17 protein-coding genes are annotated in these 21,374 nt (G+C 67.5%); 8 read left to right on the top strand and 9 right to left on the bottom strand.

Annotated elements, in window-relative coordinates; all coding sequences use genetic code 11:
* Nucleotides 1–102 precede the first annotated feature (102 nt).
* Nucleotides 103–1,074 (top strand): D-2-hydroxyacid dehydrogenase family protein, encoded by a 972-nt coding sequence (locus tag C1H84_RS13520; RefSeq protein WP_113607655.1) that lies wholly within the window; start codon nt 103–105, stop codon nt 1,072–1,074.
* 72 nt (nt 1,075–1,146) lie between these two features.
* Here the strand turns inward: C1H84_RS13520 and C1H84_RS13515 are convergent, their stop codons facing one another.
* The 4 genes from C1H84_RS13515 to C1H84_RS13500 form a co-directional block, all read right to left on the bottom strand.
* On the bottom strand, nt 1,147–2,433 hold the full coding sequence (locus C1H84_RS13515) for a sodium/glutamate symporter (protein ID WP_113607654.1): 1,287 nt from the start codon (nt 2,431–2,433) through the stop codon (nt 1,147–1,149).
* A gap of 5 nt (nt 2,434–2,438) precedes the next feature.
* Entirely contained in the window at nt 2,439–3,377 is a 939-nt protein-coding gene (gene hutG / locus C1H84_RS13510) for a formimidoylglutamase (RefSeq protein WP_047118026.1), read from the bottom strand.
* A complete protein-coding gene (locus tag C1H84_RS13505) occupies nt 3,374–4,108 on the bottom strand; it encodes an IclR family transcriptional regulator (protein WP_160309066.1) in 735 nt (244 codons plus the stop codon). Before C1H84_RS13505 ends, hutG begins: the two co-directional genes overlap by 4 nt.
* Before the next feature lie 413 nt (nt 4,109–4,521).
* Nucleotides 4,522–5,217 carry a phosphatase PAP2 family protein gene (locus C1H84_RS13500; protein ID WP_181728143.1) on the bottom strand — a complete coding sequence of 232 codons (696 nt, stop codon included), beginning with the start codon at nt 5,215–5,217 and terminating at the stop codon, nt 4,522–4,524.
* Nucleotides 5,218–5,282: 65 nt separating this feature from the next.
* On the opposite strand from C1H84_RS13500, the gene C1H84_RS13495 reads away from it, so the two are divergent.
* The 5 genes from C1H84_RS13495 to C1H84_RS13475 all read left to right on the top strand — a co-directional run bounded on the left by C1H84_RS13495 (nt 5,283) and on the right by C1H84_RS13475 (nt 13,369).
* Nucleotides 5,283–5,741 (top strand): 23S rRNA (pseudouridine(1915)-N(3))-methyltransferase RlmH, encoded by a 459-nt coding sequence (locus C1H84_RS13495; RefSeq protein ID WP_181728142.1) that lies wholly within the window; start codon nt 5,283–5,285, stop codon nt 5,739–5,741.
* 44 nt (nt 5,742–5,785) lie between these two features.
* On the top strand, nt 5,786–10,450 hold the full coding sequence (locus C1H84_RS13490) for an ATP-dependent helicase (RefSeq protein WP_113607652.1): 4,665 nt from the start codon (nt 5,786–5,788) through the stop codon (nt 10,448–10,450).
* 54 nt (nt 10,451–10,504) lie between these two features.
* Complete coding sequence (locus C1H84_RS13485) at nt 10,505–11,332, top strand: DNA-formamidopyrimidine glycosylase family protein (RefSeq protein ID WP_113607651.1); 828 nt, start codon at nt 10,505–10,507, stop codon at nt 11,330–11,332.
* A gap of 47 nt (nt 11,333–11,379) precedes the next feature.
* Complete coding sequence (locus tag C1H84_RS13480; protein WP_113607724.1) at nt 11,380–12,393, top strand: pseudouridine synthase; 1,014 nt, start codon at nt 11,380–11,382, stop codon at nt 12,391–12,393.
* A gap of 76 nt (nt 12,394–12,469) precedes the next feature.
* Nucleotides 12,470–13,369, top strand: coding sequence for a hypothetical protein (locus C1H84_RS13475; protein ID WP_146956076.1), 900 nt, complete (start codon nt 12,470–12,472; stop codon nt 13,367–13,369).
* Between the two features lie 24 nt (nt 13,370–13,393).
* Here C1H84_RS13475 and C1H84_RS13470 read toward each other — a convergent pair whose 3' ends face one another.
* Both C1H84_RS13470 and C1H84_RS13465 read right to left on the bottom strand, forming a co-directional pair.
* Nucleotides 13,394–14,170 carry an SDR family NAD(P)-dependent oxidoreductase gene (locus tag C1H84_RS13470; RefSeq protein ID WP_113607649.1) on the bottom strand — a complete coding sequence of 259 codons (777 nt, stop codon included), beginning with the start codon at nt 14,168–14,170 and terminating at the stop codon, nt 13,394–13,396.
* Between the two features lie 159 nt (nt 14,171–14,329).
* Nucleotides 14,330–15,757 (bottom strand): MDR family MFS transporter, encoded by a 1,428-nt coding sequence (locus C1H84_RS13465; RefSeq protein ID WP_244910909.1) that lies wholly within the window; start codon nt 15,755–15,757, stop codon nt 14,330–14,332.
* 216 nt (nt 15,758–15,973) lie between these two features.
* Between C1H84_RS13465 and C1H84_RS13460 the strand changes: the two genes are divergently transcribed.
* Nucleotides 15,974–16,513 carry an NUDIX hydrolase family protein gene (locus C1H84_RS13460; protein WP_047118032.1) on the top strand — a complete coding sequence of 180 codons (540 nt, stop codon included), beginning with the start codon at nt 15,974–15,976 and terminating at the stop codon, nt 16,511–16,513.
* Here the strand turns inward: C1H84_RS13460 and C1H84_RS13455 are convergent.
* Nucleotides 16,510–17,610 carry an FUSC family protein gene (locus C1H84_RS13455; RefSeq protein ID WP_244910908.1) on the bottom strand — a complete coding sequence of 367 codons (1,101 nt, stop codon included), beginning with the start codon at nt 17,608–17,610 and terminating at the stop codon, nt 16,510–16,512. The genes C1H84_RS13460 and C1H84_RS13455 overlap by 4 nt on opposite strands.
* 143 nt (nt 17,611–17,753) lie before the next feature.
* On the opposite strand from C1H84_RS13455, the gene tgt reads away from it, so the two are divergent.
* Nucleotides 17,754–19,052, top strand: a complete 1,299-nt coding sequence (gene tgt / locus C1H84_RS13450; RefSeq protein ID WP_047118034.1) for a tRNA guanosine(34) transglycosylase Tgt — start codon at nt 17,754–17,756, stop codon at nt 19,050–19,052.
* A 51-nt stretch (nt 19,053–19,103) separates the two neighbouring features.
* Here tgt and C1H84_RS18285 read toward each other — a convergent pair whose 3' ends face one another.
* Nucleotides 19,104–20,672 (bottom strand): DUF6297 family protein, encoded by a 1,569-nt coding sequence (locus C1H84_RS18285; protein ID WP_220124913.1) that lies wholly within the window; start codon nt 20,670–20,672, stop codon nt 19,104–19,106.
* Nucleotides 20,662–21,357 carry an ABC transporter ATP-binding protein gene (locus C1H84_RS13440; RefSeq protein ID WP_113607646.1) on the bottom strand — a complete coding sequence of 232 codons (696 nt, stop codon included), beginning with the start codon at nt 21,355–21,357 and terminating at the stop codon, nt 20,662–20,664. Before C1H84_RS13440 ends, C1H84_RS18285 begins: the two co-directional genes overlap by 11 nt.
* Between the last annotated feature and the right edge of the window lie 17 nt (nt 21,358–21,374).

Raw genomic sequence — 21,374 nt, 5'->3', positions numbered from 1 at the left:
TCACCCGGAAGTTTCCACCCAGTCTGCCAGAGTGCGTGCTGGTCAGCGGAAATAAGGGAAATACTCTCGTTTCCCGGCACCGGTGGTGCTTAGTATTGAGCCATGCGAATTGCCGTCCTCGACGATTACCACGACATCTCCCGCACGCTCGCCGATTTCCAGTCCCTGGCCCAGGAGCTGGACGCCGAACTGAGCGTCTTCACCGAATTCCTGGGGCATGACGACGCCACCGTGATCGCGGCGCTTCAGCCCTTCGACGTCATCGTCGCGATGCGCGAACGCACGCCGTTTCCGCGCGCCCGGCTGCAGGCCCTGCCGAACCTGAAGCTGCTGGTGACCACCGGACGGCGCAACGGCTCCATCGACCTCGACGCGGCCGCGGAGCACGGCGTGGTGGTCAGCCATACCGGCTACATCGCCACCGACGCCGCCGAGCACACCTGGGCGCTGATCCTCGCCGCGGCCCGGCGCCTGGATGTGGAGATCTTCTCCGCGCAGCGCCCGCTGGAGCATCCCACAGGGTGGCAGAGCACCATGGGCATCGGCTTGTCGGGCAAGACCCTGGGCATCTACGGGCTGGGAAACCTCGGCTCCCGGGTGGCGAAGATCGGGCTGGCCTTCGGCATGCACGTGATCGCCTACAGCCAGAACCTGACCGCGGAGCGCGCCGCCCAGGTCGGCGTGCGCAAGGTGAGCGAGCACGAGCTGTTCGCCACCAGCGACGTGCTGACCATCCACCTCAAGCTCTCCGAGCGCAGCACCGAGGTGGTGGGCTCCAAGCAGCTGGCCTGGATGAAGCCCGACGCGATCCTGGTGAACACCTCGCGCAGCCGCATCGTGCAGACCGATGCACTGATCCAGGCGCTGGAAAACGAGCAGCTCTACCTGGCCGCGGTGGACGTCTTCGATGTGGAGCCGCTGCCGGAGGGCGACCGGCTGGCCGCAACCCGCGGGGTCATCGCCACCCCGCACATCGGCTACGTGACCGTGGAGCAGTTCGCGATGTTCTACCAGGACGCGGCCGCGGACATCCGGGCCTGGGCCAAGGGCAAACCGGTGCGGGTGCTGAATTAATCCCGTGCAGACAGCAGTGCCCTCGGCGCATCGTATTCCCGATGCGCCGAGGGCACTTGGTGGTGAGCGGATTTAACCTGCCACGAGGTTCATGCACCACACGATCCAGGGCAGCGCCACCAGGTCGATGAGCACCGCGCCGGCCAGCGGCACGATCAGGAACGCCTTCTCCGAGCGCACGCCGTACTTGGCGTTGAAGGAGTCCATGTTCGCCAGGGTGTTGGGGGTCGCGCCCAGGCCGTGGCCCATGAAACCTGCGACCATGGTGGCCGCGTCGTAGTTCTTGCCCATGATGCGGAAGACCACGATCGCGCTAAACAGGGTGATGAACACCAGCTGCACCAGCAGGATGATGGACAGCGGGCCGGCGAGGTTCGCCAGTTCCCAGATCTTCAGGCTCATCATGGCCTGGGTCAGGAAGAAGCCGAGGGTCAGCTGGGAGATCAGGTTGACCGAGTCGTCATTGATCTTCACCCAGTTGAACTTGTCGTTCAGGTTGCGGAAGATCACCGCGGCGATCATGGCGCCCACGTAGGCGGGCAGCGAGAAGCCGGTCATCTGCGCGATCCAGTCGCCCAGCAGCATGCCCAGCACCATGATGATGCCGATGATGGTGGAGGTGGAGAGGATCGAGGAGTAGTTGCTGATCTCGTCGCCCGGCTGCTTGATGGCCTCGTCGAGGTCCTCTCCGGTGGCCGGGCCGCCGGCGAAACCGCCGCCGCCTGCAAGCTTCTTCACGCCGTAGCCTGCGCCGACCTTCTGGGCGATCGTCTGCGGCTTGGCAGGAACTTCCAGCTTGTGGCGGTGCATCAGGAAGCTGGCGAGCATGCCGCCGATCAGGCTGCCTGCCACCAGGCCGAAGGTGGCCGAGGCGATGGCCACGGTGGTGGCGCCTTCGACGCCCATGGATTCAGCGGTAGGGCCGAAGGCCGCGGCGCCGCCGTGTCCGCCTTCGAGGCTGACCGCGCCGGCCATGATGCCCAGCATCGGGTCCACGCCAAGCAGCTTGGCCATGCCCATGCCGATGATGTTCTGCGCGAAGGCCAGCGTCCAGCAGGCCACCAGGTAGATCAGCAGCAGCTTGCCGCCCTTTTTGATGGTCGCCAGCGAACCTGCCAGGCCGATGGTGGTGAAGAACGCGATCATCGCCGGGGTCTGCAGGGAGGTGTCCAGGCTGATTTCCACGGTGCCGGTCTGGCGCAGCACGAGCACCAGCAGGGCGAACAGGAAGCCGCCGACCACGGGGGCCGGGATGCAGAACTTCTCCAGAAAGGCGACGCGGCGGCGGGCGAACTCGCCGAAGACCAGCAGGATCAGCGCCAGTGCCGCGGTCTGGACCAAGGATAGTTGTAATTCCATATATCTTAACCTCGGTTCAAGATCAGGTCATTGAGCAGTCGCGCGCCAGTGCGGGCGGTGCGCTGATCGATGTCAAAGAGAGGGTTGAGCTCAGCAATATCTGCGTGCTTGAGCTTGCCGCTGCGGGCGGCGGCCAAGACGATCTCGCGGACCATTTCAAGGCTGACGCCGAAGCCGGCCGGGGCGCTGACGCCTGGTGCCACGCTGGCCGGCAGCGCGTCCAGGTCGATGGTCAGGTACAGGTGGTCCACCGAGTCGGCGAAGTTCGCGATGAATTCGCGCACCGCCTGCAGGTTGCCCAGATGGCATTCGGTGTCCAGAAGCACCTCGACGCCAAGCTCGGCGGCGCGGTCGAAGAGCACCTTGGTGTTGGCTGCTTCGCTGATGCCCACGGCCGCATAGCGGAAGGGGCGCCCGGCGGCTGCCTGGGCCTTGGCGATCTGCGCGAAACCGGTGCCGGAGCTCGGCAGCGGCGCCTCGCGCAGGTCGAAGTGCGCATCGATGTTCAGTATGCCCAGACTCCAGCTGGAGTCTTCGCCGAGGGCGCGGGCCAGTCCGGCGTAGCTGGCGAAGGTGATTTCGTGGCCTCCGCCAAGACCCACGGTGAAGTGTCCTTCGCGCAGCAGCTGGGCCAGCACGTCAGCGAAGGCCTCTTGCCCGGATTCCAGGTCTTCGCCGTCGACCTCGATGTCTCCGGCGTCGTAGAGCTTGACCGGTTCGTGCAGGGCAATGGAGGACAGCGCGGTGCGCAGGGCCTGCGCCCCGTCGCGCGCACCCACTCGGCCCTTGTTGCGGCGCACGCCTTCGTCGCTGGCGAAACCCAGCAGCGCGGCGCCGGGTTCGGCCCCGGCTGTCCAGGCCTGGATGGTGTTGTGCCAGCGGGCATGCTCCGGACCGGGACCATCGTTGCGTCCGGTCCAGTCGGTTGCCTGTTTCCAGGTCATTTGATTCCTCCACTCAGGCTCAGTGCGGTTCTGCAGGTTTGTTGGATCAGTTCAGCTTGGCGTTCGAGGCTGCGCTGGGCGGGAGCCATTAGGCTCACCACTGCTTGCAGCTCTCCGTTCAGGTCCGTGACCGGGGAGCTGACGCACCAGACGCCTTCCTCCACCTCAGAGAGGCTGACTGCGTAGCCCGCTCGGAAGGCCGATTCGCAGGCCTGCTCAAGGCGTGTCCTCGACGGAGCATCGACATCATGGAAGTCGAAGATTTCGGCGCGTTGCTCCCGGGACATCAGGGCCATCAGCATGGTGCCCGAGGCCCCGAGGGTCAGCGGGTGGGAAGTGCCCACCGAGTAGCTGCACCGCAACGCCTGGGTGGACTCGATGGTTTCCACGCACACCGATTCGGCGCCATGGGCCACGATGAAGGCGGCGAGTTCGCCGGAGTCCTGCGACAGCTGGCGCAGGTAGGGGGCGACGGTTCCGCTCGCCAGGCTGGAATCCCAGTAACGTTCGGCAAGCTGCACGGCCGCGGCGCCGGCGCCGTAGTGTCCGGAGGAAGTTTTGTGGACGAAGCCGGAGAACACCAAGTGGTCCAGCAGACGGTACACCGAGCTCACCGGAATGCCGGTTTCGGTGGACAGCTCGCGCACGCTTGCCTGCGGAACCTTCGCCAATGCAGAGAGAATCCACAAGACCCGTGCGGTCTGTGAATCGGACTCTTTCCTTACGCTCATGGCACCTTCATCGAGAGGCCGTGGACGGCCGTGAACAACTTTTTCGTGCGGGTCCGCCCGCCGGCGGAAATTGGCACAATGAACCATTGTTCTGTCATGTATGCGGCGAGGACAAATCGAAATTCTCACCGAGTGAGAAAGAATCGGGGCAAATTCTCAGTCGCTGGAAAAAGGTGTGCCTCGCCGGCAGCGCCCCGGAATCATGCCCAAATTCTCCAATGGATTGTTGAACAACATGAAATCTCCCGAGGTTCCGCGTACTGACGTGCGCTAAAGCGGCGCTTTTGAACTCCGGGCTAGTTGAGCAACACCAATAGGGTCGTTAAGCAGCGCATCGCAGGCCGATAAGTCGGCCCGCGATGTCGGAATCATATTTGAAGTTAATGTCACATCCACCGGGGATGTTCAGCAAGCTAGGAAGATTGCCGAGTCCTCTTCGAGGGGACGAAGAAATAGTGCAAGATAGCGACAACAGCCGCCCAGCCTGCGCCAATGAGCAAGCCGACCAGGACGTCAGAAACCCAGTGGTGGGAAAGGTAGACCCTGGAGGCTCCCATGGCCACGACGAACAACACCGCTATGCCGCCCAGTAGGTATGCGTAGCGACGTAATCCGTAGACCACAGCCAGGTAGGTGGCGATGCCAATCAGCGCTGCCGCATTCAGCGTGTGCCCGCTGGGGAACGAGAAGGACCCCGGCGGCGCAGGGCCTCCGGGCACGCCAGTCGGGCGCGCAACCTGCAGCACTGATTTGAGCACCACCGTCAGCAGCACCGACCCCAAGGCGGTGAAGGCTACCGTGGCCAAAGGCCACCAGCTGCGCGCCCACAGGCAAATGATTGCCGTCAGGATCACCATGGTCACTGTCATGCCGGGCGTTGATCCCCAGAGATAGAGCACGGTGGCAACCGAGTGCCACACAGGATCCTGGTGAGCCAGAACCCACTGCTCGACGGGCAGGTCGACATCCTTGGACCATCCCCCGATCCTGAGGGAGACCAGCATTCGCCGGGTGAAATAGAACAGCACCACGATGAGTCCAAAGGCGATCCACAACGCCTGCACGCCGCGTGATCGCTGACCCGGGCGGAAAAACCATGAAGATCGCATGGTCTCCATCGTATCCACAGACCCACTGTGTTCGCTGACCGTCGGCTATGCGGAAGAATAGAACCATGACAATCAAGGTGTTGGCCGTCGGCAAGAAGCATGAGTCTTGGGTGGACGAGGGGATCTCCCGCTATGAGAAGCGGCTGAAGAAACCCTTCGACCTGTCGTGGCAGCTACTCTCGCATTCCTCGCGGGAAAACGACGCGGCACGCACCGAGGAGTCGGCCCGCATCCTGGCCAAAATCGACGACCGGGACTTCGTGGTGCTGCTCGATGAGCGCGGGAAGAACGTCGACTCCCCAGCGCTGGCCAATACCCTGCGCACGCCGATCGACTCCGCGCGAAATGTCGTGATCATCATCGGCGGAGCCTACGGCGTTGATCCAACCGTTCACGCGCGGGCGAACTTCACCTGGTCGCTGTCCAAGCTGGTGTTCCCGCACCAGTTGGTCCGCCTGATCCTCACCGAGCAGCTGTACCGCGCCCAGGACATCGCGGCCGGCGGCAAGTACCACCACGTTTAACCCAGTCTCTCCAGCTGTCCGTGCCAGAACGTAGGATCGATTCCATGAGCGATGTCCTGACCCGCTTCGGCGCGGCCACCCAGAAGTGGTTCACCGAAGTCTTCACCGAGCCGACCACCGCACAGGTCGGTGCCTGGACATCCATCTCCGAAGGCAACCACACGCTGGTCATCGCCCCGACCGGCTCCGGCAAGACCTTGGCGGCCTTCCTCTGGGCGCTGGATCGGCTGCACCACGCGGAATTGGATGCCCCGGCGCTGCCCGGACTGGACCAGGACAGCGACCATCCGACGGGCACCGGCACCAAGGTGCTCTACATTTCGCCGCTGAAGGCCCTGGGCGTGGATGTGGAGCGCAACCTGCGCTCCCCGCTGGCCGGCATCCGGGCCACCGCCCACGAGCTGGGACTCTCCCAGCCCTCGGTCTCGGTGGGCGTGCGCTCGGGCGACACCCCCGCTTCCGAGCGCCGGCAGCTGCTGCGCAATCCCCCGGACATCCTGATTACCACACCCGAGTCGCTGTACCTGATGCTGACCAGCCAGGCGCGCACCACGCTGTCGCAGGTGCACACGGTGATCATCGACGAGATCCACGCGATCGCCAACACCAAGCGCGGCACCCATCTGGCGCTGTCCCTGGAACGGCTGGATTCCCTGCTCGCCGCCCCGGCACAGCGCATCGGCCTGTCAGCTACCGTCGAGCCGCCCGAGGAAGTCGCGCGCTTCCTGGCCGGCTCCGCCCCGGTGAACACCGTGCGACCGGAATCCACCAAGCAATGGGAGCTTGAGGTGCGGGTTCCGGTCGAGGACATGACCGACCTGCCCTCCGCTGCCGCCGCCCACGACCTGGGCCCCGGCTCGTCTCCGGCAGCCGCGGCCAGCATCTGGCCGCACGTGGAGAACCAGCTGGTGGACCTGGTGCTGGCCAACCACTCGACCATCATCTTCGCCAACTCCCGGCGGCTGGCCGAACGGCTGACCGGGCGGCTGAATGAAATCTATGCCGAGCGCGAGGGCTTCGCGGTAGAGAACCAGCTGTCCTCCTCCCCCGCGGTGATGATGGCGCAGGCCGGGTCCACCGCGGCCGCGAATCCCGAGGCGCCGCTGCTGGCCCGCGCCCACCACGGCTCGGTCTCCAAGGACGCCCGCGCGGCCATCGAGGAGGATTTGAAGCTCGGCCGGCTGCGTGCGGTGGTCGCCACCAGCTCGCTGGAACTGGGCATCGACATGGGGCTGGTGGACCTGGTGATCCAGGTCGAGTCCCCCAACTCGGTGTCTTCCGGACTGCAGCGCGTGGGCCGCGCAGGCCACCAAGTGGGTTCGGTCTCCCAGGGAATCTTCTTCCCCAAGCACCGCGCCGACCTGCTCTCCACCGCGCTGGTGGTCACCCGCATGCGCGAGGGCAAGATCGAGAAGATGGCGATCCCTGCCAATCCGCTCGATGTGCTGGCCCAGCAGACCCTTGCTGCGGTGGCCATGGAAGACCTGGACGTCGAGGCATGGTTCGACACCGTCCGGCGCGCGGCCCCCTACCAGCAGCTGCCGCGCAGCGTGTACCTGGCCACGCTGGACATGCTCACCGGCAAGTACCCCTCCGACGAATTCGCCACGCTCAAGCCGCGGATCATCTGGGACCGCGACGCCGGGGTGCTCTCCGCGCGCCCCGGAGCGCAGCGCCTGGCCGTGATCTCCGGCGGCACCATCCCTGACCGCGGGCTGTTCGGCGTGTTCCTGGCCGGATCCGAGGACGACAAGGCGCCCAAACGCGTGGGCGAGCTGGACGAGGAAATGGTCTACGAGTCCCGGGTGGGCGACGTGTTCGCCCTGGGCGCCACCAGTTGGCGCATCGAGGACATCACCCACGACCGGGTGCTGGTCACCCCCGCCTTCGGCCAGCCCGGCAAGCTGCCCTTCTGGCACGGCGACGGGCTGGGCCGCCCGGTGGAGCTGGGCGCGGCGTTGGGCGAATTCACCACCGGCCTGCTGGCCCGCGAACGCTCCGAGGCCGCCGAAGAGCTGGGCGCAGGAGGACTGGATGCCTTCGCCGCGCAGAACCTGCTGAACTACCTGGGCGAGCAGCGCGAGGCCACCGGGCAGGTCCCCAACCACCAGACCTTCGTGGTGGAGCGCTTCCACGACGAGCTGGGCGACTGGCGGGTGATCCTGCATTCGCCCTTCGGGCTGGCGGTGCACGCCCCGTGGGCGTTGGCAGTCGGTGCGCGGGTGCGTGAACGCTGGGGGCTGGACGCCTCCGCGATGGCCGCCGATGACGGGATCGTGCTGCGCATCCCCGCCATGGACGACGAGCCGCCCGGGGCCGAGCTGTTCGCGTTCGAGTCCGACGAGATCGTGGATCTGGTCACCGGGCAGGTGGCCAATTCGGCGCTGTTCGCCGCGCGCTTCCGCGAATGCGCCGCCCGGGCGCTGCTGCTGCCGCGCATCAACCCGACCAAGCGCACCCCGCTGTGGCAGCAGCGCCAGCGCGCCAGCCAGCTGCTGGACGTGGCCCGCAACTACCCGGATTTCCCGATCATCCTGGAAACCGTACGCGAATGCCTGAACGACGTGTACGACCTGCCAGCGCTGACCCGGATCCTGTCCCAGGTCTCTTCGCGCGCCATCCGGCTGGTGGAGGTCACCACCGAGCTGCCTTCGCCCTTCGCGCAGTCGCTGCTCTTCGGCTATGTGGCGCAGTTCCTCTACGAATCCGACGCTCCGCTGGCCGAACGCCGGGCCGCGGCGCTGAGCCTGGACCCGGTGCTGCTGGGCGAGCTGCTGGGCCGCAACGACGTGCGCGAGATCCTGGATCCGCAGGTCATCGCCGAGCTGGCGCAGCAGCTGCAGTACCTGGCCCCCAAGCGCCGGCTGGCCGGCATGGAGGGGGCCGCGGACCTGCTGCGGCTGCTGGGCCCCCTGACCGCCGCTCAGCTGGCTGAACGCCTGCGTGATCCTGCCGACGAGCAGGCCCCGCTGGCCGAGGCGGCGGCCCGCGCGCACGCCGAATCGCTGGTGGCCACCCGGCGTGCGTTCACCCTGCGGATCGGCGGGCAGCTGGCCTACGCGGGAATCGAGGACGCGGCCAAGCTGCGCGACGCACTGGGCACCCCGCTGCCCACCGGCATCCCCGCCGCCTTCCTGGAGCCCGCGGCCCAGCCCGTCGAGGACCTGGTTTCGCGCTATGCCCGCACCCACGCCCCGTTCACGCTCACCGAGATCTCCGGGGTGCTGGGCCTGGGCGTGGCGGTGCTGCGTCCGGTGCTGGATGCCATGACCGCCGCCGGGCGGCTCTCGCTGGGAGCCTTCCGCCCGGTGGAGCTGATTCCCGAGGGCGTCAGCGGGGACGAGTACTGCGACGTGCAGGTGCTGCGCACCATCCGCACCCGCTCGCTGGCCGCCCTGCGCGCCGAGGTGGAGCCGGTGGACCAGCTGGCTTTCGCGCGTTTCCTGCCGGCCTGGCAGCAGGTCGGCTCCCGGCTGGAGGGCAGCGACGGAGTCTACGAGGTGGCGATGCAGCTGGCAGGCGTCGAGCTGCCCGCCTCCGCGCTGGAGTCCTTTGTGCTGCCTGCCCGGCTGCCCGGCTACCAGAGCGCCTGGCTGGACGAGCTGACCAGCGCCGGGGACGTGCTCATCTGCGGCGCCGGCGCGGCCGGGGGCAAGGACGGCTGGCTCTCGCTGCATACCGCCGAGCATGCCCCGCTGAGCCTGCCGATCCCGGACCCCGCGCCGCTGGATGCGCTGGCCCGCCGGGTGCTTGAATCCTTCGACCCGACCGGCGCGTACTTCGTGCAGGAGATCGCCGCGCGCATCCACCCCGGCGAGGGGCGCCCGCCCAGCGAGCAGGAGATCACCGAGGCTTGCTGGCAGTTGTTCTGGGCCGGGTTCATCTCCCCTGACACCCTGGCGCCGGTGCGCGGCTACCTGGCCGGGGGCAGCACCGCGCACAAGATCGCCAAGCCCGCGCCGCGCGCCCGCGCCGCCCGGCTGAACCGGCTGTCCGGACTCAGCCGCATGGCCCGCGAGCAGGGCGTGGTGCATGCGCGCAGCACCCGCGGTTCGGCGCGCTGGGCGCTGCTGCCCGAGCCGGTGCGCGACCCCACCATCGCCGCGCACGCCACCGCGGAAATCATGCTCGAGCGCTACGGGGTGCTGACCCGCGGCTCGGTGGCCGCCGAGGCGGTGCCGGGGGGCTTCGGACAGCTTTACCGGGTGCTGTCCAAGCTGGAGGAGGCCGGGCATGCGCGCCGTGGCTACTTCATCGAGAAGCTGGGCGCCGCGCAGTTCTCCACCTCGAACACCATTGACCGGCTGCGCGGCTTCGTGCTGCCCGAGGACCCGCGCCGCCAGCCCGAAGCAGTGGTGCTGGCCGCCACCGACCCGGCCAACCCCTATGGCGCGGCGCTGCCGTGGCCCGCCACGCAGACCGGGCACCGTCCCGGGCGCAAGGCCGGGGCGATCGTGGGCATGCTGGACGGCGAGCTGGTGCTGTACCTCGAACGCGGCGGACGCACCGTGCTGGCCTTTGGCGAACCCGGAGAGCAGGCCTGGGCGCTGCTGGCGGCCAGGCTGGTTGCGGCGCTGCGCCGTGCCGGGGTGGACAAGATCGCCATCGCCACGGTCAACGGCGAACCTGTGCAGGAGCACCCGGCGGCCGCCGCCCTGCTGGGCGCCGGTTTCTACTCGACCCCGCAGGGCATCCGCTTCCGGCGGTAGCCTGGACACCAGCGCGCTGTACGCGGCGGCTGGCAGCAGCAAAGGAGATGCACCATGCCGGAAGGCGATTCCGTTTACCGGGCCACCGCAAGGCTGCACCATGCGCTGGCCGGGAAGAGCATCCTGCGTTCGGACTTCCGGGTCCCGGCACTGTCCACGGTGGACCTGGCCGGCTACACGGTGTCCGAGGTCCTCCCGCGCGGCAAGCACCTGCTCATGCGGCTGCAGCCTCCCGCCACGGCGGAACCTGCCTTCAACCAGCCGCCGCTGACCCTGCATTCGCACCTGCTCATGGAGGGGCGGTGGGATCTCTACGGTCCGGGAGCCCGCTTCAAGCGTCCGGCGCACACCGCACGCGTGGTGCTCGCCTGCGACGGCGTCGTGGCGGTCGGCTTCGACATCGCCCAGGTCAAGCTCGTGCCCACTGCCGAGGAAGCGCAGCTGGTCGGGCATCTGGGCCCGGACCTGCTGGGGCCCGGCTGGGACGCGCAGGCGGCGGCCGCGAATTTCCGGGCGCAGCCGCACCGCGGGATCGGCGAGGCGCTGCTGGACCAGCGGCTGATGGCGGGGGTGGGCAACATCTACCGCTGCGAGGTCCTGTTCCTCACCCGGCTGCACCCACTCACGCCCGTGGGACAGGTCGTGGACCTCGGGAAGGTCATCGAGATGTCGCAGCGCCTGCTGGAAGTCAACAAGGACCGGCCGCGCAGGGTGACCACCGGCCTGGCCCGGACCCGCGAGCCCTATTGGGTGTACGGGCGCGCCGGCAAGCCCTGCCTGCGCTGCGGCGCGAAGATCCAGCTGCTGAAGATCGCGGCCGAGGATTCGGGCCTGGAGCGAGACTGCTACTTCTGCCCTTCCTGCCAGCCGGCTGCGCACTGATGAGGACAACGGCCCGGGGCAAAGATGAAAGAATGGGAGCCATGGCCATGGCATCTCCGCTCCCCGTCCGCAACGGCGTCAACGCCACCCGTCTGCACCTGCCGCGCACCGGTCCATGGGACACGGTGGCCCAGTATCTGCTCGAACGGTTCGGGCATGTGGACCCCGAGGGCATCCTGCGCCGCTTCGATGACGGCGAGATCGTGGGAATCGGCGGGGTGAAGCTGGACCGGCAGACGCCTATGGGCGAGCACGAGTTCATCTGGTACTACCGCTCGCTGCCGGTGGAGACCCCGATCCCCTTCGAAGCCAAGATCCTCCACCAGGACGAGCACCTGCTGGTGGTGGACAAACCGCACTTCCTGCCCACCACTCCGGGCGGCAAGTTCATCCAGGAATCCGTCCTGGTGCGGCTGCGCAACCAGACCGGCATCGACGATCTGGTGCCGATGCACCGGCTGGACCGGGCCACCGCCGGGGTGATCCTCTTCGCCGTCAACCCGGAAACCCGCGGCGCCTACCAGATGCTCTTCGAGCGCCGCGAGATCGCCAAACGCTACAAGGCGGTGGTCGCGCTGGCCCCCGGCGACGGGCTGGAGACCGGCGTGGTGCTGCAGGCCAATGGGGAGCACAGCCAGCAACGCACCAGCGAAGAACTGCGCGCCCTGCTGGCTGGCATGCCGATGACCTACGAGAACCGCATGTCCAAGGTGAAGGGCCAGCTGCGCTCGATCGTCGAGGACGGCGAGCCCAACGCGCAGACGCTGATCAGCGTGGAGGCCATCGGCCGCAGCGCCGGATTCCACGCGGGCACCGAGGTGGCGCTGATGGATCTGGAGCCGCATTCGGGCAAAACCCACCAGCTGCGCATCCACCTCGCCTCGCTGGGCCTGGGCATCGTCAACGATGCCTTCTACCCGCGGCTGTGGGACCTGGCGCCGGACGACTACGACCGCCCGCTGCAGCTGCTGGCGCACACCATTTCCTTCACCGACCCGATCACCGGCGCCGCGCGCAGCTTCAGTTCCGCGCAGAGCCTGCGCGAAGCCCCGGCCGCCTAGCGCCTCTTCTCACCTCGGCATATTTACCCTAGGCTGTTGCACACCCCTGCACGGGCCCGACGAAGGATGGTATGCCATGGCCGAGCCACAGCCCAATATGCAGCTGCGCACCCTGGTGGGCTCCGCCCAGCGGGCCATCGCCGAGTCCACGCGCAGGCCTGCGTTCGAGCTGCCCTATACGGCCCCTGACCTGCGGCCCAATCCCGCGGTGGAAGTCTTCGACAAGGTCCGCGCCGGGCTGTTCGCCCTGTCCGGGGTGCTGCTGCTGGCCACCTCGCTGGCCTTCGGCGCCGGGATGGATGCCCGCAGCCAGGCCAGCCTGCTGGATACCGGGCTGGTGCATGCGGTGATCTGGCCGGTCATCGGGATCGCGCTGATCGCCAGCGCCGCCTTCAGCGCCCTGCCCGCCCAGCTCTCCTCGCGCCGGCAGCGCGCCGCCGGCATCCATGCGCTGAGCGCCGCGGCCCTGCTGAGCTGCGCGCTGACGCTCGCCTCCGGGTTCCTGCCCTGGACCGCCGCGGCGGTCTCCGCGGCGGCCGCCGGGATCGCGCTGTACGGGGTGCACCAGCTGAACCTGAATACCGCCCGCAACCGGACCGAGCGTATCGCCACGGACATGCCGCTGGGCTTCTTCGCCGGATTCGCCCTGGTCTACACGCTGCAGCTGGTGTTCGCAGCCGCCGGCTGGAACGAGCCGGGCCATGCGCTGGCGGTGTCGCTGGTCGCGGTGGCCGCCGCGGTGCCGGCGGCGGTGTTCGCCCACTCCGAACGCGGCAGGCATGCCTTCGCCAGCGGGTTCGGCCTGGCGCTGGCCGCTGCCGCGGCCCAGGGCTGGATGCTGGGCGCCACCCCGCTGTGGGCCTGCGTGCTGTGGGTGTTCCTGGCGATCGTGGTGTTCGTCTGCGCGGAGAACCGGCGGTTCCAGATCAGCCACGCCGAGCACCGGGTGCAGGCGGGCCGGACCCTGGATTTCTGAGTCCGGCCCGCCTGCGCCGCGGGTTCAGCGCGGCGCCATGCGGATGGCGCCGTCCAAACGGATCGTCTCCCCGTTGAGCATCGGGTTGGCCACGATGTGCTCCACCAAGGCCGCGTACTCCTCCGGGCGGCCCAACCGCGAGGGGTGTGGCACCTGCGCGCCGAGCGAATCCTGCGCCGCCTGCGGCAGCCCTGCCAGCATCGGCGTCTGGAAGATGCCCGGGGCGATGGTCATGACGCGGATCTGGTGCTGCGCCAGCTCACGGGCCAGCGGCAGCGTCATCGCCGCCACAGCGCCCTTGGAGGCGGCGTAGGCCGGCTGCCCGATCTGCCCGTCGAAGGCCGCCACGGAGGCGGTGTTGATGATGACCCCGCGCTCGGCGGTGCCCTGCGCATCGATGAGCGACTCGCTGTGCGCCATCAGCTCGGCACCCAGGCGGATCACGTTGAACGTGCCGTTGACATTGATCTGGAGCACCTTGGCGAACTTCTCCAGCGGCAGCACGCCCTCGCGTCCCAGCACCTTGCCCGGGGTTGCCACCCCTGCGCAGTTCACCAGCACCCGCAGCTGGCCCAGCTCGCGCACGCGCTCCATCACGTCGGCCACTTCCTCGGAACTGGTGACGTCCGCCGGGACGTAGCGCACGTTCGCGCCGATCGCCGCGGCGATTTCATCCCCGTCCTCGCGCGGCAGGTCCAGCACCACCACGTGCTTGGCCTGCGCAGCCAGTTTCTGGGCCGTGGCCCGTCCCAACCCGGACAGTCCGCCGGTCACCAGCGCGACCGAATCCCGTAGCTGCATGCAAACCCCTTCGATAGTCGTGAATCTCCGGTCAGCCTATCGCCCGCATGGACAAAGGTGAAGATCCGGATCCCGGTGCCCGGGAGCCCGCGCGCACGCAAAAGCCCGGCACCACGAGGGTGCCGGGCTGCGCGGCAAAGCCGAAGAATTCCGCTCTGGCTAGTGGGATGCCACCGGAGCCTGGTCGGAAGGCTGCTGGCTCTCCTGCTTCTTGCCGCCCAGCAGGATCCCGATGACCAGGATGCCGATGCTGCACGCGGCGCCCACCAGGAAGCCGGGCTTGAAGCCCTGAACCGTCGCGGTGACGACGTCCGTGCCTGCGGCGATCTTCGAGGCGGTGGACGCGGCCACCACGCCGACGATCAGCGCGGTGCCCATGGCGCCGGCCAGCTGCTGCAGGGTGGAGAGCAGCGCCGAGCCGTGCGAGTGCAGGTGGTGCGGCAGCGGGTTCAGCGCGGTGGTGAACGCCGGGGTGAAGATGAAGGCCAGGCCCAGGCTCATGACCAGGTGCAGCAGAACCAGCAGCCAGATCGGGGTGGCGGCGTTCAGGATCAGCGCGTAGCCGAACAGCGACGCCAGCAGGATGATGGAGCCCGGAACGATCAGCGGGCGGGCGCCGACCTTGTCGTAGAGCTTGCCGACCAGCGGGGCCAGCAGGCCCATGAGCAGGCCGCCGGGCAGCATGATCAGGCCGGTGGTCAGCGTCTCGATGCCCAGCACCGTCGTGAAGAACAGCGGTAGCAGGATGATCACGCCGAACAGGGAGATCATCGCGCACATCATCAGCGCCAGCGACAGCGTGAAGTCGCGGTAGGTCAGCGAGCGCAGGTCCAGCAGGGCCTTGTCCCCGTGCTGCAGCTTGACCTGCAGCAGCACAAAGGCGGTCAGGCACAGCACCGAGACCGCCAGGATCCCGAGGCCCAGCGGGGTCACGCCGGCCGACAGGCCGCTCAGGCCGTAGACCAGGCCGCCGAAGCCCGGCACGGCCAGGATCAGCGACGGGATGGACAGCGGCGCGGAGTTGTCGCCCGGTTCGTTGGACAGGCGCGGGGTGCCGATCAGCAGCGCCGCCACGGCGATCGGGATGATCACGATGAACATGAACCGCCAGGACAGGTACTGCAGGATGATGCCGGACAGGGTCGGGCCGATGGCAGGGGCCACCGAGATCACGATCGACACGTTGCCCATCAGCACCCCGCGGCGTGCCGGCGGCACCAGGTCGAGGATCGTGGTCATCAGCAACGGCATCATGATCGCGGTGCCGCAGGCCTGGATGACGCGGGCGACCAGCAGCACGGAGAAGCCCGGGGAGACCGCGGCCAGCACGGTGCCCAGGGTGAACAGGCCGATGGCCAGCACGAAGACCTTGCGGGTGCTCAGCCGCTGCAGCAGGAATCCGGTGGTCGGGATGACCACCGCCATGGTCAGCATGAAGATCGTGGCGAGCCACTGGATGGCGTCGGCGGTGACGTTGAATTCCTCCATCAGCACGGGCAGTGCCACGTTCATGATGGTTTCATTGAGGATGACAACGAAGCTGGAGACGATCAGCACGGCAATCGTGGTGAAGTTTTGTTTGCTCAAGCGGTCCGGAGCGTGTGACACAACAGGTCTGCTTCCAAGAGAAGTGCGGGAATGGTCGGCCGATCCAGGGTCAGATGCATTCTGATTGGGATAGCCCAATCAATTCTACAGAGCGCCTCGGCGCGATACTAGGGCACGGGCGTAGCAGATTGGTGAGTTGCGCAACACGGATACAGATTCATGGCCTAAGAGGTGTTTGTGTACCAAGATGGAACCATGAACGTGCGCACGCCTGATCCCTACCCTGGATGGCTCTCTGAGGAAGATCTCTACGAGGCCCGCCAGCGCCTCCCCATGCTGTACGTCGAGGCCATTCCGGTGCGCCTGGACCCGCTGGGCTACGTCAACGAGGTCGGCCTGCTGCTGACCGCGGACAACGACGGGCGCATGTTGCGCACCTTCGTCTCCGGACGCGTCATGTACCGCGAAACGATCCGTGCCGCATTGATCCGGCACATCGAGAAGGATCTGGGCACCATGGTGCTGCCGCAGCTCCCGGCGTCCCCGGTGCCGTTCACCGTGGCCGAGTACTTCCCGGCGCCCAGCGAAACCGGGCTGACCGACGACCGCCAACATGCGGTCTCCATGTGCTATATCGTGCCGGTGCGCGGCGAGTCCTCGCCACGCCAGGACGCGCTGGAACTGACCTGGCTCACCCCTGCCGAAGCGCTGAGCAGCGACATCCAGGGCGAGTTCGCCGGAGGCCGCGAAAATATTCTCCGTCAGGCATTAGCCCACGTCGGAGTGAATATCTAGAACTGCTTGCCCGGGTTTGGCGGGTCGATGCCGGCCTGGCGCCGCTTGATCCCGCCAAACCAGCTCCCCAGGAGCACCCCGAGGATGCCGACCACGGAACCGATCACGGTTTCCACCATGCGGTCGTAGAGCAGCGCCGTGGACAGTCCCGACATCACGGAGACGCCCACCAGCGCCAGCGGGGTGACGAAGATCTGCGCCATGAAGTAGTTGCGCATGACCAGCATCTCGGCCATGAACTGGAAGAATCCGATCAGCGTCAGCAGCAGCCACAACGGCGGATTCAGCACGATCAGCAGCGCCATGAGCACCAGCCCGACCAGGGTTCCCAGCACGCGGTGGATGCCGCGGCGCATCCTGAGCTTGGTGGTGTGCCCGACCAGCGGCACCACCGCGGCCACCATGGCCCAGTAGTTGTGGCCGGCTTCCAGCCGACTTCCCACGATGTTGGCCAGGGCTCCGGCGATGCCGGCGGTCAGGATGTAGAACAGCCCTTCCCACCAGATCGCGGAGCGGACGTTGTCCGACAGCGGTGGCAGCGGCGTGCGCTGCCACAGGCTCGACCACTGGCCCAATGCTCCGGCCGCGCCGATCACCAGCGCCAGCATCATGGTCAGCACCGCCACCAGCAGTCCCTGCCAGGCCGGGACCGGGTTGGAAATGGAGGCAATCGCGGCAAACGCGAAGATGTGGAACAGCGAACCGGCCGGACGCAGCCGCAGGAATCCAGCGAGCACCGAGCAGAGCCCCGCAACCAGCGTCGTGGCGCCGACGATTTGCCATGCCTTGAGCTCCGGCTGGTCGTGGGCGATCCACAGGTGGGAAGCGGCCAGCGCCGCGGCGATGACGCCGAACAGCAGCGCGCTTGAACGCACCTGCATGCGCAGGCGGTTCCAGTAGCCGTCCACCCGGCCGTAGACGCCGACGAAGGCGCCGAAGACCGCGAACACCACCAGGTCCAGGCGGTCGATGGCCATCAGGAAGATCAGCGGGGCGAAAACGCCGACGGCGGTACGCAGGCCGATCCAGTGGTCCTTGCGGGCAGGGCCCAGCGTGATCAATGACTTCGCGGATTCTTTCAATTGCTCTAGACCCACAGCTTCCTTCCGTCGCGTTGCACACAACAAGACAGCCTCCATTATTCGCTCTTTCCCATGTGAAAGCCTAGGTTTCGGGGCCGGATCACACTGTCGTTTTACTCACCGGCTCTTTAATACGGCAAACTTGGTACGTGCCCGATATGAACTTTGATCCCAGTGCCCCCCACCCGCGCCAGCAAGAATTCGGCTTTGAAGTCGGGACCCGACTGACTGCCGAGGACGGAACCCCGATGCTCGGACGCACCGGCGTGATCCGCACGCCGCATGGCGAAGTGAAGACCCCTGCGTTCATCGCCGTCGGCACCAAGGCGACAGTCAAGGCGCTGACCCCCGAGCACGTCAAGCAGCTCGGCGCCCAGGCGGTGCTGTCCAACGCCTACCACCTGTACCTGCAGCCGGGCGCCGACATCCTGGACGAGGCCGGCGGTCTGGGCAAGTTCATGGGCTGGGACGGCCCGACCTTCACCGACTCCGGCGGATTCCAAGTGATGAGCCTGGGCTCGGGTTTCAAGAAGGTCATCGACATGAAGTCCGTGGACCAGTCAGGCCCGGACGACGCGGTCGCCCCGGGCAAGGAACGCCTGGCCAACGTGGACGAGGACGGCGTCTGGTTCAAGTCCCACCTGGACGGAAACCGCCACCGCTTCTCCCCCGAGATCTCCATGGGCGTGCAGCACCAGATCGGCGCGGACATCATGTTCGCCTTCGACGAGCTGACCACGCTGCAGAATTCGCGCGGCTACCAGGTCGAGTCGCTGGAGCGCACCCGCCGCTGGGCCGAGCGCTGCATTGCCGAGCACTTCTCGCTGACCGATTCCCGCGAGGGCAAGGACTACCAGGCGTTGTTCGGGGTCATCCAGGGCGCGCAGTACGAAGACCTGCGCCGCAAGGCCTGCCGGGATCTCGGCGCCATGGCATTCGACGGCTTCGGCATCGGCGGCGCGCTGGAGAAGGAGAACCTGGGAACCATCGTCGGCTGGTGCGCCGAGGAGCTGCCCGAGGACAAGCCGCGGCACCTGCTGGGCATTTCCGAGCCGGACGACATCTTCACCGCGATCGAGAACGGCGCTGACACCTTCGACTGCGTCTCCCCGACCCGCGTCGCGCGCAACTCCGCGTTCTACACCCCGTGGGGCCGCTTCAACCTCTCCGGAGCACGGTACAAGCGCGATTTCACCCCGCTGGTGGACGGCTGCGAATGCTACGCCTGCCAGAATTTCTCCCGCGCCTACATCCACCACCTGTACAAGGCCAAGGAGCTGCTCAGCCACACGCTGATCTCGATCCACAACGAGCACTTCACCGTGAGCCTGGTCGAGTCCGCCCGCCAGGCGATCGAGGACGGAACGTTCTTCCAGCTCAAGGAGCGGGTGCTGGCCAGCTACTACGCCGGCGCACCGGACCCGCAGGGCCAGCCGGTAGCGCAGCCTGCCAAGTAGGAGCCGCGCACCACCCGCCGGGCGGCGAACCTCCGCAGGATTCGGGGTTCGTCACCCGGCGATCTTTTTAAGCGACGGGGCGGCGCTGAGCAGGCACACCGCCCAGATCCCCCACGGGACGGCGGCCGTCGGGGCGAGGATCAGGACATACAGCGCAGCTCCCGAGGCGGCTGCGCGCAACAGGGTCCAGGCCTGCTGGATGAGCACCGCCGCGAGGGACATCTCATTCGCGGCTCCGGCGAAGATTTCTTCCCAGTCGCGCTCCGCACGCCGCGCGTGCGCCAGGCCTGCCGAGGCCAGGCCCAGCGCGGCGAACAGCATGGCCGCGGCCCAAGCCCACCAGGTCGCCTCCGCCAGCGCTCCGATACCCCACAGCCCGAGACTCCAGAAGCCCAGGACCGCCAACGACAGTCCCACAGCGACCACGGTCATTGCGCGCTCCATCTGGCTGCGGGCCACCCCGATCATCAGCCCGAGCTCCGGCTGGGTGGCGGTGGGCCGGAGCACCTCGGCCAGGCTCGTGCCCAGGACCACCAACAGGATTGCCAGAGCCCCGGCCAGTGCCAGCGGATTGGCCGCAGCGCGGACACTGAGCAGCAGCACCAGGATCGCCGCGCTGAACCCCAGCGCCGGCTTCCAGTAGCCTCCGCGCACGCAGCGCAGGACGATAACCGCTAGGGCCACCGGCAGCCCGCGGGCAAGCCGGCCACTGCCGCGGTTCCGCCTGCGGCCAGCATCCAGTTGCACGCCGCGCGCATCGGCCTGCATGATCGCTCCGGCAAGCTGCTGCTGGCGCAGCCCGCCCTCGCGCAGCGCCGCCCCGGGGGTTCCGGCAAGCCGCCGCGATGACCAGAGAATGCATGGCACGGCGGCGGCCAGGGCGCCGCTGCACAAAATCATCCAGAGCCCGACCTCCAGCAACGACTGCTGCCAGGCCACCAGCCCGGCGTCGGCTGCGCCCATCCCGAACAGCTGCGACGCCCACAGCAGCACATAACTGGCGGCGAGCACCCGCAGCCCTGCGGAGCAGAACCGCCTCGCGGCCTGCTGGCGTCCGGCGCCTTGAAGCACTCCGGCCGCTGCCGCCGAGCCGAGCCCGGCCAGCGCGAAAAAGCCCACTGCCCACAACAGCAGCGGCGGGGACCAGGTACCCGTCAGCGCGAAGAGCGCCAGCACCCACAGCAGCCCGAGGAAAATGCCGGCAGCGGCGCCCAGCCCCAGTGCACGGCGCCAAGCCGGGAGCAGCAGCACCCGGCGGTCCGCCGGCAGGGGCAACCACCAGTCGGCCTGCTGGGGTCCCACGGCGTTGGGACCGAGATAAAGCATGAGCCGGAAGACCAACAACAGCAGCACCGGCAGCAGGAACAGCACGACCGCATCAAGGCTCCAGCGCGCGCTGGCCAGCTCCAGGTGCGGCACGCCTTCGCCCAGCAGCACGAAGATCGTTCCATAGAGGGCGCTGGCCAGATAGGTCAGCGCCACGATGGCGGCGAGCACCCAGACGTAGATGTCGGAGAACGAGTCGAAGCGTTCGGAAAAACTGCGCGCCGAACGCACACGTCGAAGGATCTCGCGCGGATCGTAACTGGTGGCCGATGGCATGCCTGGACTAGCGTTCAAGCCACTGCGCTCCGCGCTCGGACTCCAGGTATTCCCCGGTGTCGCCGTCCAGCAGGAGCGCCTGGTCCAGGCACAGCCGCAGCATGGCAGGATCGTGCGTCACCGCCAAGATGCTGACCGCTTCGCGGCGCAGCCCGGCCAGCCGCTCGTAGAACTGCTGGCGGATCCTCAGGTCCAGGCGCTGTTCGGGCTCGTCGAGGATCAGGAGCTCGGCCGGGCGGATCAGCGTCGCGGCCAGCAGCAGCTTGCGCCGTTGTCCCGAGGAGAGGTCCCCCGGAAGGTGGCCGGCGACCGTCGTGAGCTCGAAGAACTCCAGCTCGTTCTGGACTTTCTTTTCCCAGCCGGGCACCGAATGCCCCCGTGCCACCATTTCCAGGTGCTCGGCGACACTCAGTTCTTCGAAGAACGCGCCGTCGCTGACCTGCACGGCAACGTTCCGGCGGAAGTCCAGCGAATCCTCGTCCAGGGGCAGGCCGCGGAACGCTGTTTCACCGGATTGGGCCGGGGTGCGTCCGAGCAGGGTTGCCAGCAAAGTGGATTTGCCGCTGCCGTTGGAACCGATGATTCCCAGCCCGTCGCCGGTGCCGATCTTCAGGTTCAGGGGGCCGCAGATTGTGCGCTCCGGATAGCCGATGACCAGTCCGCGGGCTTCCAGATGCGTCCGGGTCTCTGATTCTGTCGCCATCTGCCCAGCGTATCGAG

Origin of the sequence: Glutamicibacter soli (assembly GCF_003309065.1) — a bacterium.
GTDB classification, from domain to species: Bacteria; Actinomycetota; Actinomycetes; order Actinomycetales; family Micrococcaceae; genus Glutamicibacter; species Glutamicibacter soli.
This window is presented reverse-complemented; position numbering and strand designations above follow the sequence as displayed.

Coding starts and splice junctions, on each gene's coding strand:
- C1H84_RS13505 (WP_160309066.1), bottom strand. CDS start 4,108: ATGAGCGTAAGGAAAGAGTCCGATTCACAGACCGCACGGGTCTTGTGG.
- C1H84_RS13490 (WP_113607652.1), top strand. CDS start 5,786: ATGAGCGATGTCCTGACCCGCTTCGGCGCGGCCACCCAGAAGTGGTTC.
- C1H84_RS13440 (WP_113607646.1), bottom strand. CDS start 21,357: ATGGCGACAGAATCAGAGACCCGGACGCATCTGGAAGCCCGCGGACTG.
- C1H84_RS13460 (WP_047118032.1), top strand. CDS start 15,974: ATGAACGTGCGCACGCCTGATCCCTACCCTGGATGGCTCTCTGAGGAA.
- C1H84_RS13480 (WP_113607724.1), top strand. CDS start 11,380: ATGGCATCTCCGCTCCCCGTCCGCAACGGCGTCAACGCCACCCGTCTG.
- C1H84_RS13515 (WP_113607654.1), bottom strand. CDS start 2,433: ATGGAATTACAACTATCCTTGGTCCAGACCGCGGCACTGGCGCTGATC.
- hutG (WP_047118026.1), bottom strand. CDS start 3,377: ATGACCTGGAAACAGGCAACCGACTGGACCGGACGCAACGATGGTCCC.
- C1H84_RS13485 (WP_113607651.1), top strand. CDS start 10,505: ATGCCGGAAGGCGATTCCGTTTACCGGGCCACCGCAAGGCTGCACCAT.
- C1H84_RS13520 (WP_113607655.1), top strand. CDS start 103: ATGCGAATTGCCGTCCTCGACGATTACCACGACATCTCCCGCACGCTC.
- C1H84_RS13500 (WP_181728143.1), bottom strand. CDS start 5,217: ATGCGATCTTCATGGTTTTTCCGCCCGGGTCAGCGATCACGCGGCGTG.
- C1H84_RS13475 (WP_146956076.1), top strand. CDS start 12,470: ATGGCCGAGCCACAGCCCAATATGCAGCTGCGCACCCTGGTGGGCTCC.
- C1H84_RS13495 (WP_181728142.1), top strand. CDS start 5,283: ATGACAATCAAGGTGTTGGCCGTCGGCAAGAAGCATGAGTCTTGGGTG.
- tgt (WP_047118034.1), top strand. CDS start 17,754: ATGAACTTTGATCCCAGTGCCCCCCACCCGCGCCAGCAAGAATTCGGC.
- C1H84_RS13470 (WP_113607649.1), bottom strand. CDS start 14,170: ATGCAGCTACGGGATTCGGTCGCGCTGGTGACCGGCGGACTGTCCGGG.